18 protein-coding genes are annotated in these 15,879 nt (G+C 63.3%); 6 read left to right on the top strand and 12 right to left on the bottom strand.

The window, feature by feature from the left end; translation table 11 throughout:
- Positions 1 to 133 precede the first annotated feature (133 nt).
- From BX592_RS30445 to BX592_RS30425, 5 genes are all read right to left on the bottom strand, one after another.
- The gene (locus BX592_RS30445) at positions 134 to 1,090 is read right to left on the bottom strand and encodes a sugar ABC transporter substrate-binding protein (protein ID WP_134197009.1); all 957 of its coding nucleotides are present in this window, start codon (positions 1,088 to 1,090) and stop codon (positions 134 to 136) included.
- Between the two features lie 289 nt (positions 1,091 to 1,379).
- Entirely contained in the window at positions 1,380 to 2,357 is a 978-nt protein-coding gene (gene corA, locus BX592_RS30440; RefSeq protein ID WP_134197008.1) for a magnesium/cobalt transporter CorA, read from the bottom strand.
- Between the two features lie 66 nt (positions 2,358 to 2,423).
- Positions 2,424 to 2,825, bottom strand: coding sequence for a DUF2846 domain-containing protein (locus BX592_RS30435; RefSeq protein ID WP_243849806.1), 402 nt, complete (start codon positions 2,823 to 2,825; stop codon positions 2,424 to 2,426).
- Between the two features lie 278 nt (positions 2,826 to 3,103).
- Positions 3,104 to 3,523: a type II toxin-antitoxin system VapC family toxin gene (locus BX592_RS30430; protein ID WP_134197007.1), complete on the bottom strand. Its 420-nt coding sequence runs from the start codon at positions 3,521 to 3,523 to the stop codon at positions 3,104 to 3,106.
- A complete protein-coding gene (locus BX592_RS30425) occupies positions 3,510 to 3,752 on the bottom strand; it encodes a FitA-like ribbon-helix-helix domain-containing protein (RefSeq protein ID WP_134197006.1) in 243 nt (80 codons plus the stop codon). Before BX592_RS30425 ends, BX592_RS30430 begins: the two co-directional genes overlap by 14 nt.
- A gap of 243 nt (positions 3,753 to 3,995) precedes the next feature.
- On the opposite strand from BX592_RS30425, the gene cydX reads away from it, so the two are divergent.
- On the top strand, positions 3,996 to 4,133 hold the full coding sequence (cydX, locus tag BX592_RS30420; RefSeq protein WP_134197005.1) for a cytochrome bd-I oxidase subunit CydX: 138 nt from the start codon (positions 3,996 to 3,998) through the stop codon (positions 4,131 to 4,133).
- A gap of 24 nt (positions 4,134 to 4,157) precedes the next feature.
- Positions 4,158 to 4,757, top strand: coding sequence for a P-loop nucleotide/nucleoside kinase family protein (locus BX592_RS30415; RefSeq protein ID WP_134197004.1), 600 nt, complete (start codon positions 4,158 to 4,160; stop codon positions 4,755 to 4,757).
- Positions 4,758 to 4,883: 126 nt separating this feature from the next.
- On the opposite strand, the gene BX592_RS30410 is transcribed toward BX592_RS30415, so the two are convergent.
- The 3 genes from BX592_RS30410 to BX592_RS30400 all read right to left on the bottom strand — a co-directional run bounded on the left by BX592_RS30410 (position 4,884) and on the right by BX592_RS30400 (position 7,509).
- Positions 4,884 to 5,981: a saccharopine dehydrogenase family protein gene (locus tag BX592_RS30410; RefSeq protein ID WP_134197003.1), complete on the bottom strand. Its 1,098-nt coding sequence runs from the start codon at positions 5,979 to 5,981 to the stop codon at positions 4,884 to 4,886.
- A 268-nt stretch (positions 5,982 to 6,249) separates the two neighbouring features.
- Positions 6,250 to 6,723, bottom strand: a complete 474-nt coding sequence (locus BX592_RS30405) for an Lrp/AsnC family transcriptional regulator (RefSeq protein WP_134197002.1) — start codon at positions 6,721 to 6,723, stop codon at positions 6,250 to 6,252.
- 249 nt (positions 6,724 to 6,972) lie between these two features.
- Positions 6,973 to 7,509 (bottom strand): RNA polymerase sigma factor, encoded by a 537-nt coding sequence (locus BX592_RS30400; protein ID WP_134197001.1) that lies wholly within the window; start codon positions 7,507 to 7,509, stop codon positions 6,973 to 6,975.
- Positions 7,510 to 8,054: 545 nt separating this feature from the next.
- Here BX592_RS30400 and BX592_RS30395 point away from each other — a divergent pair.
- The 3 genes from BX592_RS30395 to BX592_RS30385 all read left to right on the top strand — a co-directional run bounded on the left by BX592_RS30395 (position 8,055) and on the right by BX592_RS30385 (position 10,832).
- Positions 8,055 to 9,398, top strand: coding sequence for a nucleobase:cation symporter-2 family protein (locus BX592_RS30395; RefSeq protein WP_134197000.1), 1,344 nt, complete (start codon positions 8,055 to 8,057; stop codon positions 9,396 to 9,398).
- 291 nt (positions 9,399 to 9,689) lie between these two features.
- The gene (locus BX592_RS30390; RefSeq protein ID WP_134196999.1) at positions 9,690 to 10,199 is read left to right on the top strand and encodes a Spy/CpxP family protein refolding chaperone; all 510 of its coding nucleotides are present in this window, start codon (positions 9,690 to 9,692) and stop codon (positions 10,197 to 10,199) included.
- Positions 10,200 to 10,394: 195 nt separating this feature from the next.
- Positions 10,395 to 10,832: a PGDYG domain-containing protein gene (locus BX592_RS30385; RefSeq protein ID WP_134196998.1), complete on the top strand. Its 438-nt coding sequence runs from the start codon at positions 10,395 to 10,397 to the stop codon at positions 10,830 to 10,832.
- Positions 10,833 to 10,904: 72 nt separating this feature from the next.
- Here the strand turns inward: BX592_RS30385 and BX592_RS30380 are convergent, their stop codons facing one another.
- The 4 genes from BX592_RS30380 to BX592_RS30365 form a co-directional block, all read right to left on the bottom strand.
- Positions 10,905 to 11,270: a DUF3022 domain-containing protein gene (locus tag BX592_RS30380; RefSeq protein WP_134196997.1), complete on the bottom strand. Its 366-nt coding sequence runs from the start codon at positions 11,268 to 11,270 to the stop codon at positions 10,905 to 10,907.
- A 39-nt stretch (positions 11,271 to 11,309) separates the two neighbouring features.
- On the bottom strand, positions 11,310 to 12,140 hold the full coding sequence (locus BX592_RS30375) for a YhfC family intramembrane metalloprotease (protein WP_134196996.1): 831 nt from the start codon (positions 12,138 to 12,140) through the stop codon (positions 11,310 to 11,312).
- Positions 12,141 to 12,440: 300 nt separating this feature from the next.
- Positions 12,441 to 13,409, bottom strand: a complete 969-nt coding sequence (locus tag BX592_RS30370) for a 2-hydroxyacid dehydrogenase (RefSeq protein WP_134196995.1) — start codon at positions 13,407 to 13,409, stop codon at positions 12,441 to 12,443.
- A 336-nt stretch (positions 13,410 to 13,745) separates the two neighbouring features.
- A complete protein-coding gene (locus BX592_RS30365; protein ID WP_134196994.1) occupies positions 13,746 to 14,630 on the bottom strand; it encodes a LysR family transcriptional regulator in 885 nt (294 codons plus the stop codon).
- Between the two features lie 126 nt (positions 14,631 to 14,756).
- On the opposite strand from BX592_RS30365, the gene BX592_RS30360 reads away from it, so the two are divergent.
- Entirely contained in the window at positions 14,757 to 15,860 is a 1,104-nt protein-coding gene (locus BX592_RS30360; protein WP_134196993.1) for a YeiH family protein, read from the top strand.
- The last annotated feature ends 19 nt before the right edge of the window (positions 15,861 to 15,879 follow it).

The following is a 15,879-nucleotide window of genomic DNA, read 5'->3' as shown; positions in this document are numbered from 1 at the left end:
GGCGCAACTTCCATGCTTCGAGGCGCGCGTCGCGCCGGTTCGCTAGTGCGCGGCGCCGCTCTTTTGCCGTTGGCTTTCTCACGGGTTGCGTTTCGCTTGCGCCACCCACGCAGTTCATCCAGCCGATCTGCGTCTACTTTGTCACGAGTTCCACCGGCGTCTCGATCACGCCGGACAACTGCGATTGCTTCTTGTGCTCGCTCAGCGCTTTCAGCGCCGTATCGATGCCGAATACCGCCTGCTTCGCCGCGAACTGGTCGGCGGTCGCGAGCACACGGCCATCCTTGAGCATCGGCCTGATCGCATTGATGTTGTCATAGCCAACCACATACACCTTGCCCTGCCGGCCCGCCGCGCGCACCGCCGACACCGCGCCGATCGCCATATTGTCATTGCCGCACAGCAGCGCCCGCAGATTCGGGTATTCGTTGAGCATCGCCGATGCGACCGCATTGCCCTTGTCGATTTCCCACTCGCCCGATTGCACCGACACGACCTTCGCGCCGACCTTCTGCATCGCATCCTTGAAGCCCGCAGTGCGCTGCTGCGCGTTGGTGGTCGTCGATACGCCTTCGATGATGCCGACTTCGTCGCCCGCCTTCAGCCGCTGCGCGAGATAGTCGCCGACTTTCTGCGCGCCCTTGCGGTTGTCAGGACCGACGAACGGGACGTTCAGATCCTTCGACTTCAGCACATCCGGGTCGAGCCGGTTGTCAATATTGACAACGATGATGCCGGCATCGACCGCTTTCTTGACGACCGGCACCAGCGCCTTCGAATCGGCCGGCGCGAGTACGATCGCATCGACCTTCGACACGATCATCTGCTCGACGATGCGGATCTGGCCCGCGGTGTCGGTTTCGTCCTTGATGCCGTTTGTGATCAGGTCGAAGGTGCCCGAGTTGTGGCGTTGATATTCCTTCGCGCCGTTTTCCATGGTCAGGAAGAACTCGTTCGCGAGCGACTTCATGACGAGCGCAACTTTGGGTTTTTTCGCGGCCTGCGCGTGCGCCGGCAACGCGGGTAACGCGGCGGCGGCAGTGATGGCGAGGCCGGCGGCAAGGATGCGGCGGCGGATACGTTGGGTCATGCGTGATCTCCTGTTGTTCGCAGGCTCAACCAGAAAGCCTTATTTATTCAGGTCCGCAAACGTTTGCGGAGCCTATTCTCGACGGAGCTCTACAGCTGTGTCAACGACCGAAGGTGCTGCGCCGCACAGTGTCGTGCTTTGGCCTTGCCATGCATCGACGCGTGCCAGGATGAGAGGTTTGGTCGAGAGGTTTGGTCGAAAGGCCTGGTCGAGGGGTCTGTGCGAGAGGTTGCACACGGGTGCATGACCGGCGCGGCACGTGGAGGCGAGGCACGCCAACGACCACCGTTCAGAGCCAGCCGGCCCGCTTGAAGCGCCACCACAACACGACGTCGATCAGCACCATCACGCCAATGCAGATCGGGTAGCCGAAGCGGAAGTGCAATTCGGGGATCCTTTCGAAGTTCATCCCGTAGATGCCGGCAATCATCGTCGGCACCGCGAATAGCGCGGCGAACGAACCGAGACGCTTGGTCACCTCGTTTTCCGCGAGCGAGATCATGCCGAGGTTCACCTGGATCGCGGTGACGATCATTTCACGTCGGCCGTCGATGGTTCGGACGATCCGGTCGAGATGATCGTAGACGTCGCGGAAGTACGCCTGCATGCCCGAGCAGACCACCGGGATGCGCCCGCCGGTGAACTTGCTGATCGCCTCCAGCAGCGGCGCGATGTGATGCTCGAGCGTGACCAGCCGGCGCTTTAACGAGTACAAGTCCTGGATGATCGCGCGTGACGCGGCAAGACTGTGCTTGTCGAAGATGCGGTCTTCGATCTGTTCGATCTCGGTGCCGAGCGCCTCGAGAATCGGGAAGTAGCGATCGACGATGTTGTCCGCGAGCGCGTACAGTACGAACGCCGCGCCTTGCCGGAGCAGTTGCGGCTCGCGCTCGCAGCGCGCGCGCACCTCCTGGAAGCCGTGCCGCGTGCGATTGCGCACCGTGAGCACATAGTTGCTGCCGACGAACACGTCGACTTCGCCGATCAGGATCTCGCCTTCGTCGTCCATCTCGAGCGTGTGCAGCACCGCGAACAGCGACTCGCCGTACTCTTCGATTTTCGGCCGTTGATGGCCGTTGCGCACGTCTTCGACCGCCAGCTCATGCAGCCCGAACTCGTGCTTCATTACGTCCAGTTCACCGGGACCGGGGTCTTTCAGCGCAACCCAGACGAAACACTCGGGCTTCGCGACATAGACGCTGATGTCGTCGATTTCAATGTCGGCGAGCTTCCGGCCATCCTGGTACGCCGCACAGTTGATCAGCATGATCGGAACCCTTGAGAACAAATCGGCATTGGATGTTGAATGGTTGAATTGTCGGACTGCCGGCGGCTATTGCGCAACGCGCCGAAGTTCGACGCGGTGGTCAGGCTTGAACGTGACGCTCGCGCGGTTTGTATAGCGAGGGTCGGCCGTGACGAGAAATTGCAATTCGCGTACCGGATCGAACTGCGTGGACACGGCAAGCCGGTGCACGCCGGGACTCAGAAAGAACACGACGTATTCACCGTTCATCAGATCGGTGACGCGCTCGCCGTCGACATAGACCAGCACATCCCGAAAACGGACAACGACGTTGTCGGTCCGCTCTCGCCGGACATCGACCGCGATCTTGCCGCCACCCGGCTCCGTGTAGCCCGCCTTGACGATGCGCTCGGCGGGCACCGCCCTGAACGGCACCCGTTCGGCAGGCGTTGCGCCGCATGCTGCAACAGAAATCGTGGCGACGGCCAACGCGACACGGGCGAAGGTCGTCTTTGCGATTTTTGTTGCTTGTCGTGACGCACGCTCCGGTGCGTGACGACTGCGTTGATGGACCGCATGCCGCGGTGGCTGCATCCGTCGTCTCCGTTGACTGCTTTTTGTTTGTTCTTTCTGTTTGCGTGTAGCACTCGTCGTGCTTGTGTGTCCGCTGCTTGCTTCCACTCGCGAAAGGCGTGGCCCGCCGATGTATCGTCATGTTGATGATACCGGCGGCGCCGGGTCTCGCGCCGCCGCGCCGCACCTATCCGTTATGCGTCAAACGGATTTACCACGCGCGCGCCCGTCGCAGCAAAGTCGTTCGTGTTACGCGTGACGACCGTGAGGTTGTAGATCAACGCCGTCGCGGCGATCAGCTTGTCGAGTGAATGCTCCGCATGCGGGACACGCAGGCGCCCCCACGTTTGAGCAACATCATCTCCGACTGTCAGGATGTGATCCGCAAACGACTTGAGCAGCGTATTCAACCACTCTTCCAGACGCGCGGCCTGCTCGACGTCGCCCCGATGACGCATCAAGTCGACGCCGCGCCGCAATTCACCGATCGTGATGACCGACAGATACAGCTTGAGTTGTTCCTTCGCCGCGCGGCTGAAGAATTCCTGCACGCCGGGGTGAGCGCCATTGCGCTTGCGAATCTCGCTGATCACGTTTGTGTCAATCAAATACATGTTTGCCCTCACCTTCATCATCATGGTTGACGCGCGCGAAATCGGCGTCCGCGCCGACATCGGGCATGCTCATCAGCAGCTCGGTAAAGCTGAGCTTTTTCGGGTGGTGCAGCGCCTGCGCCAGAATTTCCCGATGCTCGGCTTCAACGCTCCGGCCGTTTGCCGCCGCCTGCGTACGCAGCCGTTGCACAAGGGCCTCCGTGAGGCCTCGAACTAGCAGATTGGGCATGATAGGTTCCCCCAGAACTTGACATGATATCAATGCTATCACCTCCTGATAAGTTGTAAAAGAAAAAGACGACTGCGCGCCGCCGCGAACTTGCACGCCGCGGCCTTCCGGGTCATGATCGGCGCAGCTCAACAAGCCGCGACTGCTGCGTGCGGCAAGCCGGCTTCGCATGCCCATCAGTAAGCCATAGGTGGATCGCACTGCGAAAGTCGTCCGATCGGCATCTTGTGCGCGGAGGCGTCAATGTGGTACTTCAGCTGGATTCTCGGCATCGGGCTCGCATTGGGCTTTGGCATCATCAACGTGATGTGGCTCGAAGCGAACGGCAAGCTCGCGCGCGATGCGTGTGGGCCGAAAAACGCAGCGCAAACGCCGCGATGAACGGCTCCCGCTAATTGGCGCGCCGTGACCTATCTCGTGTTTTTTTGCGGCCATGCGGGCACCGGCAAGACAACGCTCGCGCGGTGCATGCTCAAGCCGTTGATGCAGGCAAGCGGCTCACCGTTCTGCCTGCTCGACAAGGACACGCTATACGGACACACTGGCGCGGCGATGATGCGCGCGCTCACCGGCGACCCGCACGACCGCGACAGTCCGCTCTTCCTTCAGCATTTGCGCGACCCCGAGTACCGCGGGCTCGTCGATACCGCGCGAGACAATCTTGCGCTTGGTGTCAGCGTACTGGCCGTCGCGCCGTTATCGCGCGAAGTACGCGAGCGGCGGCTGTTCGATCGTGAGTGGCTGGGAGTCGGAATGGACGTCGAGATTCGCGTCGTCTGGGTCCAGACGCGGGAAGACGTCGCGAGAAAGCGGATCGCCGCGCGCGGCGACCCGGCCGATGCATACAAGCTCGCGCACTGGCACGCCTACCGGCAACGCCGTTTCACGTGGACTGAGCTAACCGATAGTCAGCGAGACGGCGTGGTGTTATTCGACAACACCGCGCCGGACGCGGCCGGCTACGACATGCTGCTTCAGCAACTTGTCGAGCCACACCGCGCATGACAGGCTCGCTGTTTCCTGCGATGCCGCACACGCGTAAGCCGTGTGGGAAGCGCTCGATGTGAGCGCGTCAGACGAGCACGTCACTTCAGGTCAGCGCCTGGCTCAGCCAGGCGCGAAACTCCAGGCTCAAACCGTCGCCATCGCATCGAGCGGCTGGCCCTCATACAGCTGGCCGAACCGGTTGCCGAGAAAGTCGCGCAGCGACACCTGCTCCTGCCGCACGAACCCGCTTTGCGGCAAACGCCGTTCGCGGAACAGATCCAGCACCGCGCACATTGCGCCCGCGGTCGTGATCTGGATTGCGCTCATCGGCATTCCGCACACCGTCTTCGCGAAGATCTTGCGGGTGAAGACTTCCTGCACCAGCTGACCGTCGCGCATGCCGGTCACCGTGATGAACACCAGCACGACATCCTGCGCGGTCGACGGCACCGCGCGGCGCATGATCGACTTCAGCGTATCGCGGTCGCTCGACAGGCGCAGATCTTCGAGCAGAAACTGCATCAATGCGCGATGTCCCGGGTAACGCACCGACTTGTAGTCGAGCGATTCGACGCGGCCGGCCAGCGTTTCGCACAACGTGCCCAGGCCACCCGACGTGTTGAACGCCTCGTACTCAATACCGTCGAGCGAAAAATGCTCGAGCCCCTCGAGCGGCTGAACCCATTGTGTGCGGCCGTCGCGAATCGCTTCGCAGGGCTGGCAGTATTCGTTGATCAGACCGTCGACGCTCCAGGTCAGGTTGTACTTCAGCGCGTTGGTCGGAAATTCCGGCAGCGCGCCGACGCGCATTTTGACGTCGCGGATTTCGCTGAAACGGTTCGCGAGCTCGTGCGCGGCGATACCGATAAAACCTGGCGCAAGACCGCATTGCGGCATGAACGCGTGGTCCGCGCCGTCCGCGATCGCGCGAATGGCGTGAGTGGCGCGCACATCCTCGGTCAGATCGAAGTAGTGGACGCCCGCGCCCTTCGCCGCCGACGCGACATTGACGGCAAGGTAATACGGCAATGCATTGATCAGCACATCGACGTCATGCACGGCGGCGCGCAGCGCGGCCGCATCGGCGGATTCGACGCGGCGGGTCGGAATGCCCTGAGCCGCGAGTTTGTCGAGCGCGTGCGGGTCGCGATCGAGCGCGACCACATCGTAGTCGCCGGTCTCGCGCAGCATGTGAGCGATCGTGTGGCCGATCAGACCTGCACCAACGATGGCAACTTTCATGCGCTTCTCCTTTTTTGTGAGTGTCGTGAGCGGAATCGCGCGCCACGTGAGCTAGCCTCTGCACGCGCGGCGCCCGGCGGGCAAGCCCTACACAAAGTTTAAGGAGATGGACGAGCAGATCCTACGCACAGAACGCTGCGTATTGACCATGATTTTCGACATTTCGACGACATCAGCAGCCGATTTGACGAAAACGCGTAAAAACGGCGTAAATGCGGGTGAGCAGGCCCAGCGTGAAATGGCCTTTGCGATGGCGCGCGGCGTGCCCCTAGCCGCGCTCGCCGCCGATCATCCCGCGGTCGATCTTGCGCGCGAGGATGATCGATGTGGTCGTGCGTTCGACGCCCGCGAGGCCGCCAATCTGATCGAGCAGTTCGTTGAGCCGGTCCGGAGAATCGGCGCGCAGCCACGCGACATAGTCGAACTCGCCGCTCACCGCGCACAGCAGTTGCACCTCGGGCATCCTGGCGAGCCGCTTCTGTACGTCCGGTCCGTACTTCGGCGCGATGATGATGCCGACATACGCAAAAATGCTCGCATCGATCACGTCCTGACCGAGCCGCACGCCATAGCCGGCAATCACGTTGGTCTTTTCGAGCCGCGCGATGCGCGCAATCACCGTCGTGCGCGCGACGCCAAGCTGGCGCGCGAGATTCGCGACGCTTTCGCGCGCATTGTTCTGCAGCAACGCAACGAGGTTGCGGTCGAGTTCGTCGAGTTGATCGAGGCGCGGTGGTCTCATTGAAATCGGTGTGTCGGGTTGACCGGGAAGTCGGGAGGTCCGTTCAGGTCCCCGGGGTTCGCCGATTATGCCCGTGTTCCCGATACCTGCGCATACCGCTTTTATGTGCTGCGTTTAGCTGCGCGCAATCAAGCACACGCAAGCGCGGATTCAAAAGCGCGGCTTTAATTCTGTATTTTTGAATCTGTGCTTTTAAATCCGCGCTTTTAAACCAACTGACCCTGCACGCTAACCACGCGACCCGGGCTACTAGCGAGCAGCACTTTTCCCGCACGGATCCGCAACCGCCGCGAACTGCCTGCCGATCGTCTGGCGCGCGCGCACGACCCGGCTCATTACCGTATTGACCGGCACGCCAAGCACGTGCGCCGCCTCGGCGTAACTGAGTGCTTCGATCGCAACAAGCAGCATCGCAATGCGTTGTGCATGCGGCAGCTGATCGACGGCGGTGACGATCAGCTGGTTTTGCGCGGCGCGCGCGTGATCGAGCGCCGCCTGTGGGTCGGCGCTTTGCATCCATCGCAGTGGCCGCGCACGCCGCATACGGGCGCGCACGTCCGGAGTGCGCAATTCGTCGATCCAGATCCGATATGCAATCGCATAGATACTGCACAGCGGCCGTATGCCTTGCAGCGTCGACCCGACACGTTGCCGCGCCTGCAAGCAGGTCTTTTGCGTGAGCGCCTGGGCATCGAGCCGATCGCCGGTCATTCGACAGGCGAATGCCCATAGCCTCGGCAGCAGGTCCGGAAGCATTCCGGCCAGTTCCGTCGTATTCGCCAACATGATTCCTCTGTGGGTTTGCAGTGCGGCAAAGCGCCGTGGCGCATTGCTTCGTCATTGGCGCGCCCGTGCGCGTCGCGATGCCGGGGCAACCGCGCATCCGGCAACGCATCACGCAAAACGTGCATCGCATTGGCAAAACGACTGTCCACGACGCAATTTCATTAAACTTTTTCCGGACTACGTCGCTTTCACATTAAACCTGCATGTCAGTTGCATTTCGTCTCTGACACCGATCGCTGCGTGATGATGTATCGGGAGACCTCGGGGTGTATCGGTGTCCGATGCAATCGCACGCTGAGGCGGCGGCAGGGCGACGGCGCCACGCCCGCGGCCGGTCAATCGGCGTAAGCTTCTAACGCACGGCGCACGCGGCGCGTGCAGCAGAAAAGCCGCCGCTCGCTTCGCCGCGGCGCGGCACCGCGAAGCGAGCAAGCGCGATTTCGCATTCCAGCGGGGAATATCCGGGACCAGCAAGTGTTGTATCGGCGCTGCCGCGCGCATCGGACGCGCGCGACGCCGCCCCACCACCTTGACGAGGAAAAAGTATGCACGCGACCACGGTCCACCCGTGCGACGAGCCGCTGCCCGCGGGCCGGCTGCTGACGCTCGGATTCCAGCACGTGCTGGTGATGTACGCGGGCGCGATCGCGGTCCCGCTGATCGTCGGCAGCGCGCTGCAACTGCCGAAGGACCAGATCGCGTTCCTGATCAGCGCCGATCTGTTCGCATGCGGCATCGCCACGTTGATCCAGACGCTCGGCATCGGCATCTTCGGCATCCGGCTGCCGATCATCATGGGCTGCACGTTCACGGCGGTCGGCCCGATGATCGCGATCGGCTCGAATCCGAACCTCGGCATCCTCGATATCTTCGGCTCGACGATCGCATCCGGCGTGATCGGCATTCTCGCTGCGCCGGCCATCGGCAAGCTGCTGCGGCTCTTTCCACCGGTCGTGGTCGGCACCGTGATTGCGGTGATCGGCCTTTCGCTGATGGAAGTCGGCATCAACTGGGCAGCGGGCGGTGTCGGAAATCCGCAATACGGTAATCCTGTTTTTCTCGGGGTGTCGCTCGCGGTGCTGCTGCTGATCTTGCTGATCAACCGCTTCGGCAAGGGCTTTATCGCGAGCATCTCCGTTTTGCTCGGCATCGTCGCGGGCTTCGCGATCGCCGCGCTGATCGGCCGCGTGAACCTCGACGGCGTCGCGGGTGCTCAATGGTTCGGCGCAGTGGTGCCGTTCCGGTTCGGCATGCCGCGCTTCGACGCGGTGTCGATCGCGACGATGACAGTGGTGATGTTCGTCACGTTCATCGAATCGACCGGGATGTTCCTTGCGGTCGGCGACATGGTCGGCCGCCCGGTCGATCAGAAAGCGCTCGTGCGCGGCCTGCGCGTCGACGGTCTGGGCACACTGATCGGCGGCATCTTCAATGCGTTCCCGTACACGTCGTTCTCGCAGAATGTCGGGCTGGTTGGCGTGACCGGTGTCAAAAGCCGCTTCGTGTGCGCGACGAGCGGCGCGATTCTGATCGTGCTCGGACTGGTGCCGAAACTCGCGCAGGTGGTCGCGTCGATTCCGGCATTCGTGCTCGGCGGCGCCGGCATCGTGATGTTCGGCATGGTCGCGGCAAACGGCATCAAGGTGCTGTCGGGCGTCGACTTTTCGAAGAATCATCACAACCTGTTCATCGTCGCGGTGAGCATCGGGCTGGGACTCGTGCCGGTAGTCTCGCCGCAATTCTTCGCGAAGCTGCCGCCGGCACTGTCGCCGCTCCTGCATAGCGGCATTCTGCTGGCCGCGGCTTGCGCAGTCGTGCTGAATCTGATCTTCAACGGATTGCACGGCGAACGCGCGGCCTTGCGCGACATCCAGAGCATCAGTCACTGACGCGTGACATGCGCGCCGCTAGCAGTCGTGCGCGTGTTCGCACGCCGCAAGCTGACGATTGCATTCGCGCGCACTTACCGTTCGTTTCGGTTGTAAGCAGTTGTCGCAATCGCGTCGCACTGCAGCGATATCGTGGTATTAATACGCGTGGCTAATCGCGGGGCTCTCGCGAAATTCAACCCAATTCAACGGCTGCGGCGCGCTCACACACCGCGCAGCCCGTTGCGCGATTTCGCCTCCGGATTACATTTTCCCGCCATACCCCGATACCAACAGATGTCAGGAGTCTCGATGAAAAAAACGCTCGTTTTGCTCGTTTCAGCACTCTCGATCAGTGGCGGCGCATTCGCGCAAACCGCGGCGCCGTCCGCTGCGCCCGCCATGTCGGCCGCGTCCGGCGCGGACAAGTCTGCTCGCCGCGAAGAGCGTGTCGAACAGCGCATTGCCTATCTGCATCAGGCACTCAAGATCACACCACAACAGGAAACGCAATGGAATGCGTTCGCTGACGTGATGCGCGGCAACGGTGCGACGATGTCGGAGCTCTTCGAACAACGCCACGCAAACAAGAACATCTCCGCGCTCGACGACATGAAGCAATACGCGGAGATCGCACAGGCCCACGCGGATGGTACGAAGAAGCTGGTCGATGCATTCCAGCCGCTGTACGACAGCATGCCGGCTGAACAGAAGAAGCTTGCCGACGTGACATTCCGCGAAGCGCCGCCGCAAGGTGGCCATCGTTCGCGAAGCAGCGGCAAGAAGGCCGCGCCGTCGAACGATTCGACGGTCAAGCCTTAACGCGGGCCACCGCACATCGCGCAGGCGTGCGGGACATCACCGCCGCGCGCCGCGCCACACCGAACGCCTGCCTCGAACGGCAGGCGTTTTACGTTTCAGGCGGTCCATGCGCCGTAATCTGGCATCATTCCGGTCCTGCCGCGGCGTGCTGTTCGCGACGCCGGCGCCCTTGCCTACTCCGCTGGAACGCCTGTCATGATCGAACTGAAAAACCTCGATTTACGCACCGACCCGCTCGCGCAACGCGTCGTGAAAGACGAGACGGTTACTGTCGAATTCGCCGGCGGCGACGGCGCGTTGATGAGTCTCGAAGGACCGAATCGCTATCAAGCGGGCGACGCGCTGATCACCGGTGCCACGGGCGAACGCTGGGTCGTGTCGCGCGGCCGCTTCGACGCGAAATACGCGCCGGTGGATGCGTCGATGCCGCACGGCACGCATGGCGCGTATCGCAATCGACCGGCAGTCGTGCTCGCGAAGCAAATGAATGACGCGTTCTCGCTCGCCCGCACCGCGGCGGGCGGGGACGTACTGCACGGCACGGCCGGCGACTGGGTGATGCAATACGCGCCTGGCGATTACGGCGTCGTGCAGGCCGCGCGCTTCGCGAAGGTCTATCGGAGCGCGCCTTAGCTTTAGCCTGAGTACGCACAGCGCTCAGCGCGCCGCGCGCGGCACTTCAGGCAAACATTTCAGGCAAACACCTCAGGCAAACTCGTCGCCCAGTTCGACCGTAACTTCGCGCGGCACGGCCTCGCCGTTCGCATACTGCTCTTCAAGCGAGCCGAGCGACGCTTCGACATACGCGCACAACACCGCGAAGCTGCGTGCTCGCGCGCGCGGTGGCAACGCGCGGTAACGCGCGAATGCAGCCGGCGCGATTACGATGCTCATCGTGATCCGGCGCGCCGTCGCCCCGAAGCGCATCGCGACCCACTGCACCGCAAGAACCGGCGCACGCCCTTCTTCCGCGGGCTGCTCGGCAAAACGCGTCTGCTCGGGAAACAGATCGCTGATCACGCGCGCCAGTTGTTCGATTTCCGCGCTTGCGCACTCGTATTGGTAGTCCATGTCGTAACGGAATGATTGAGAAACGGCGTGATGCGGTGCCTAGCCCACCTGCGCGGCAGACATCGTCTGCGCCTCGCGGCGAAACAGCCGGATGAGACCAATCGCGAGCGGCACCGCAATCAGCACATAGATCGTATCGACAACCACCAGCGGCAGCGCCTGCGTTTGCGACAACGCAGCCGGCACTTCGAGCAGCGCATGCGCGGCGATCGCGAGCGGCAACACCGCGACCGAACCGGCGCGCACGCCGCGCCACATCAGCACCGACAAGCCGATCTGAAATACCAGTGCCGCGCCGCGCTCGAGGATAAACACGCCCGCGGCGGCCGGCGTCAGACTCACCACCAGCAGATGAATTCGCATCAGCGCATCGATCGGCAACCCGGACAGCGCGTTGCCGAGCTTGCCCTCGTTCTCGAGCCATGCGAACACGATCCACTGCACCTGCACCAGCACGCCGGTGAACCACAGTTCGGCGCCGCCCTGGCCCAGGCCGTAAGCGAGCGCGACCGGGTCGCGCGTCGACGCCCCCGTGGCGCTTTCCTTCGCGGACCTGCGCGCGAATAGCCAACGCATCGCGAGAAAACGCCCGACCTCCTGACAGATGCCGATCGACAAGACGCCGACAATCACGAAGACCGTGGGATGGGTCAGCCAGCCGGCAAGCGTCGGATTCACCCTTAGCAGCAAGTCGTTCAAGCCACGCTCGATCAGCATCGCAAACAGTGCGAATACGCCGATGCCGAGAATCGCCGGGCGCCGGTCGAGACCGAGCGGCTTGCGCACCCGGAGATAGAGAACGATCGGCAACGCGGCCATAAACAGCGTCGCGACAATCAGGCAGGCGAGCGTAAACGGTGCAACGGGCATGAGTTTCCTTATGAAAGTCGGGGTTTGGCGCCGGCTGGCGCACGAATGACGCCAGAACGGTTGGCGCGTGCCGGTCGCGCGCCGCAGCCCGAATGATCGCAGATCAGCGCGAAATCGACGCGCGCGCGGTCAAGTCGCCGGGCACCAGGCGGTCGAGCGCGGCTGTATTGCTGCCGCTCGCAATCCGCTCACGCTAAAACCGGAACCGCGCGATAACCGCTGGTGCGTGCCGGCCGGACAATCATCGTGATGCGCGGCCCCTCGCGAGCAGCACATCGGACACCGGACCGGATGCCAAGCTCATCCCACCAGCACCTCGCGGTTGACGATATTGCGCGCGAGCGTGCGCTGCAATGCGCCGATCAGGTTCTCCGCCGCGCAACGCGCCATCGCGTGCCTTGTTTCGTGCGTTGCCGAGCCGATGTGGGGCAGCGCGACCACGTTGCGCATCGCGAGCAGTGGAGAATTCGCGGCAAGCGGCTCCTGTTCGAACACATCGAGGCCGGCGGCGAGAATCGTCCCGGCTCGCAACGCGTCGACGAGCGCGGCTTCATCGACGACCGGTCCGCGCGCCGCATTGATCAGAATGGCGCTTTTCTTCATCGCGTTGAGTTCCGGCGCGCCGATCATATGACGGGTCTCGTCTGAAAGCGGCATTTGCAGACAGACGAAATCCGACGCTTCGAGCAGCGCAGGCAACGCGACACGCCGCGCGCCATATTGACGCTCCGCGTCCGGATTCGCCGAGCGGTTCGTATAGAGCACGTTCATGTTGAAGCCGTGCGCCGCGCGGCGCGCAACGGCTGCGCCAATGCGCCCCAACCCGACGATACCGAGCGTCTTGCCCTGCACGTCGACGCCGAACTGCGCGGGCCCGACGCTATGCGTCCACTGCCCGGCCTTCACCCAGTCGGCCAGTTCGACGACGCGACGCGCGGTCGCGAGAATCAGCGCGAACACGGTATCCGCGGTCGACTCCGTCAGCACATCCGGCGTATGCGCGAGCACGATGCGACGCCGCGTCAGATCGGCCACGTCGAACGCGTCGTAACCGACCGAGATCGTCGACAGCGCCTTCAGACGCGATGCGCCGTCGAGCATCGCAGGCGTGATCCTGACAGTCGACCCGATCGCGCCGTCGGCGTCCTTCAGCGCGGCGACGAACGCGTCGTGGTTCGCCCCATCGACTTCAACGACCTCGGCGTGCTCGCGCAGATACGCAAGCACATCGTCCGGCACCGGTTTGTATACGACGATCCTGCTGTTCATCGGCATTGGCTCCGGGAAACCCGTCTTCCAGCGCGGGGATTGAATGACGCGCGGCCGGCGGCCGCTTGACCATCGATTGAAATTTCACGAAAACTCATGACATCGGCGGCGGCGAACGAGAGAGTGCGCGAGGCCGCAGTGTGACAACGAGCGTCATCGAAACCATTGTGACGGCGGATGCGCTCAAGAACACGTAGGATGCCGCAGGCGAGCCTGGTGCGCCAAAACGCCGACATCGAACCACGCCATAAAGCAGTGCCGATGCTCCGCCGGGTCAAAGCCACCCGTGCGGCCGGCGGCGCTTCGATCGCTCAGACCGCGCCACATCGCAACGGCTCAGGCCTGCGCGAGACACAGCGCGAGAAAACCGCCAACCAGCCGCGACGGCGCGCTCGCGTGCGGCACGAGAATCGAAAAGCGACGTGCGAGCTGCGGGATGAATGAGCAACGACACAGCGCGTCGTTCTCGTGACGCATCGACATCGCCGACACGAAGCCGATACCCATTCCCGCGCGCACCGCCTCCTTCACGCCTTCGACGCCGGCAATTTCAAGCACCACGCGCATCGGCGAACCGGCATCCGCAAACGCGCGCTCGACCAGTTGCCGCACGCCCGAGCCCGCCTCGCGCAACACCAGCGGCTCGGCGCTGAGCTGCGCGAGCGACACGCCGCGCTCGCAGCCGCGCGCCGCGAGCGGATGCGTGCGCGGCATGATCGCAACGATCTCGTCCTCGCGCCATGCATGGACGGCGGTATCCGGCGGCAGATCCGGGCCGGCGACGCCTTCGATCAACGCGATATCGAGCGAGCCGAGGCCGCCGACGATTTCCGACGTATTGCCGCCCGCCGTATGCAGCGTGACGTCCGGGTAGCGTTTCTGGAACGTGGCAATCAGATACGGCAGCAGGTAACTCGCCGGCGTCGTGCTGGCGCCGATGCGCAGCGTGCCGCGCTCCATGCCGCGCAGCGCGTCACGGTATGCGTGCGCCTGGCGCCACGTATCGCGCAGCCGCGCCGCGTAATTCGCCAGTTGCTCGCCGGCCGGCGTCAGACGCACGCCGCGCCCGTCGCGCAGATACAACGGCTCGCCGAATTCGTCCTGTAACTGCCGCAGCTGGCCGGACACCGCCGGCTGCGACAGATGGAGCGCAACCGACGCGCGGCTGATGTTGCGGTGCTCGGCGACGGCGGCGAAAGTTATAAGCTGATCGGGGGTCATTGGGAAGAAATATCGGTTCAGCCAATATTTTACGTGACAAATCACGATTTTTCATATCGATATATTCAAATTAGGATTGGGCCATTGCTCAGAGCTCGTTGAGCTTCCATCCTTGCAGGTCGTGATATGTCTACCGTCCCCCTTCATGCCGCTCCGGCCGCCGCGCCTTCGACCCGCGGCCAGATCAACGGCATCCTGTTCGTCGCGCTGTTCGCCGGCGCCGTCACGAGCATCGCGTCACTGCCGAGCGTCGCCGCGCTCGGCCTGAGTCCGCTGATTGTCGGCATCGTCGCCGGCGCAATCTACGGCAACGTACTGCGCGACGGCATGCCCGCCAGTTGGGCAGCAGGCGTGAATTTTTCGGCACGCAAGCTGCTGCGCATCGCGGTCGCGTTCTTCGGTCTGCGTGTGAGCTTGCAGGAAATCGCGCAAGTCGGTCTGCCGGGGCTGGCCGAATCGCTGCTGATCGTCGTCAGCACACTCGTGCTCGGCACGTGGGCCGGCATCAAGCTGATGAAGCTCGATCGCGACACGGCGCTGCTTACCGCCGCGGGCAGCGCCATCTGCGGCGCTGCCGCAGTGCTTGCGTTCGAATCGACGCTGCAGTCGAAGCCGCATAAGAGCGCGATGGCAGTTGGCAGCGTCGTGCTGTTCGGCACGCTGTCGATGTTTCTGTACCCGGCGCTGGTGCGCGCCGGCTGGCTGCATCTCGATACAGTCGGTGCGGGCCTGTTCTTCGGTGGCACGATTCATGAAGTCGCGCAGGTAGTCGGCGCGGCGAGCAACGTGAGCCCCGAAGCGACGCATATCGCGACGATCGTCAAGATGACGCGCGTGATGCTGCTCGTGCCGGTGCTGCTCGCGGTCGGCGTGTGGGTCAACCGCTCGGCGCTGAACGCCGCCGCGGCGGCCGGCGCACACCGCGATGCACACAGCGGCGCCCATCGCACCGCACCGCGCAAGCTTGCGGTGCCGTGGTTCGCACTCGGCTTTCTGCTGTGCGTCGGTCTGAACTCGGTGCACGTGCTGCCGGCCGCCGCGACGCATACGCTAAACCTGCTCGACACGTTCGCGCTGACGATGGCGATGACCGCGCTCGGCATGGAAACGCGGGTTGCGCAAATTCGCGAAGCCGGTCCTCGTGCGTTGCTGACGGGTCTCGTGCTGTATGCGTGGCTGTTCGTTGGCGGTCTCGGGATCACGTGGGCAGTGCAGCGGCTGTTCGGGTAAGCCGGCCACGCCGTGGCGG

Source organism: Paraburkholderia rhizosphaerae (genome assembly GCF_004366595.1).
GTDB lineage: Bacteria > Pseudomonadota > Gammaproteobacteria > Burkholderiales > Burkholderiaceae > Paraburkholderia > Paraburkholderia rhizosphaerae.
Note: the sequence above shows the minus strand (reverse complement) of the source record. Positions and strands in the feature narration are given on the sequence as shown.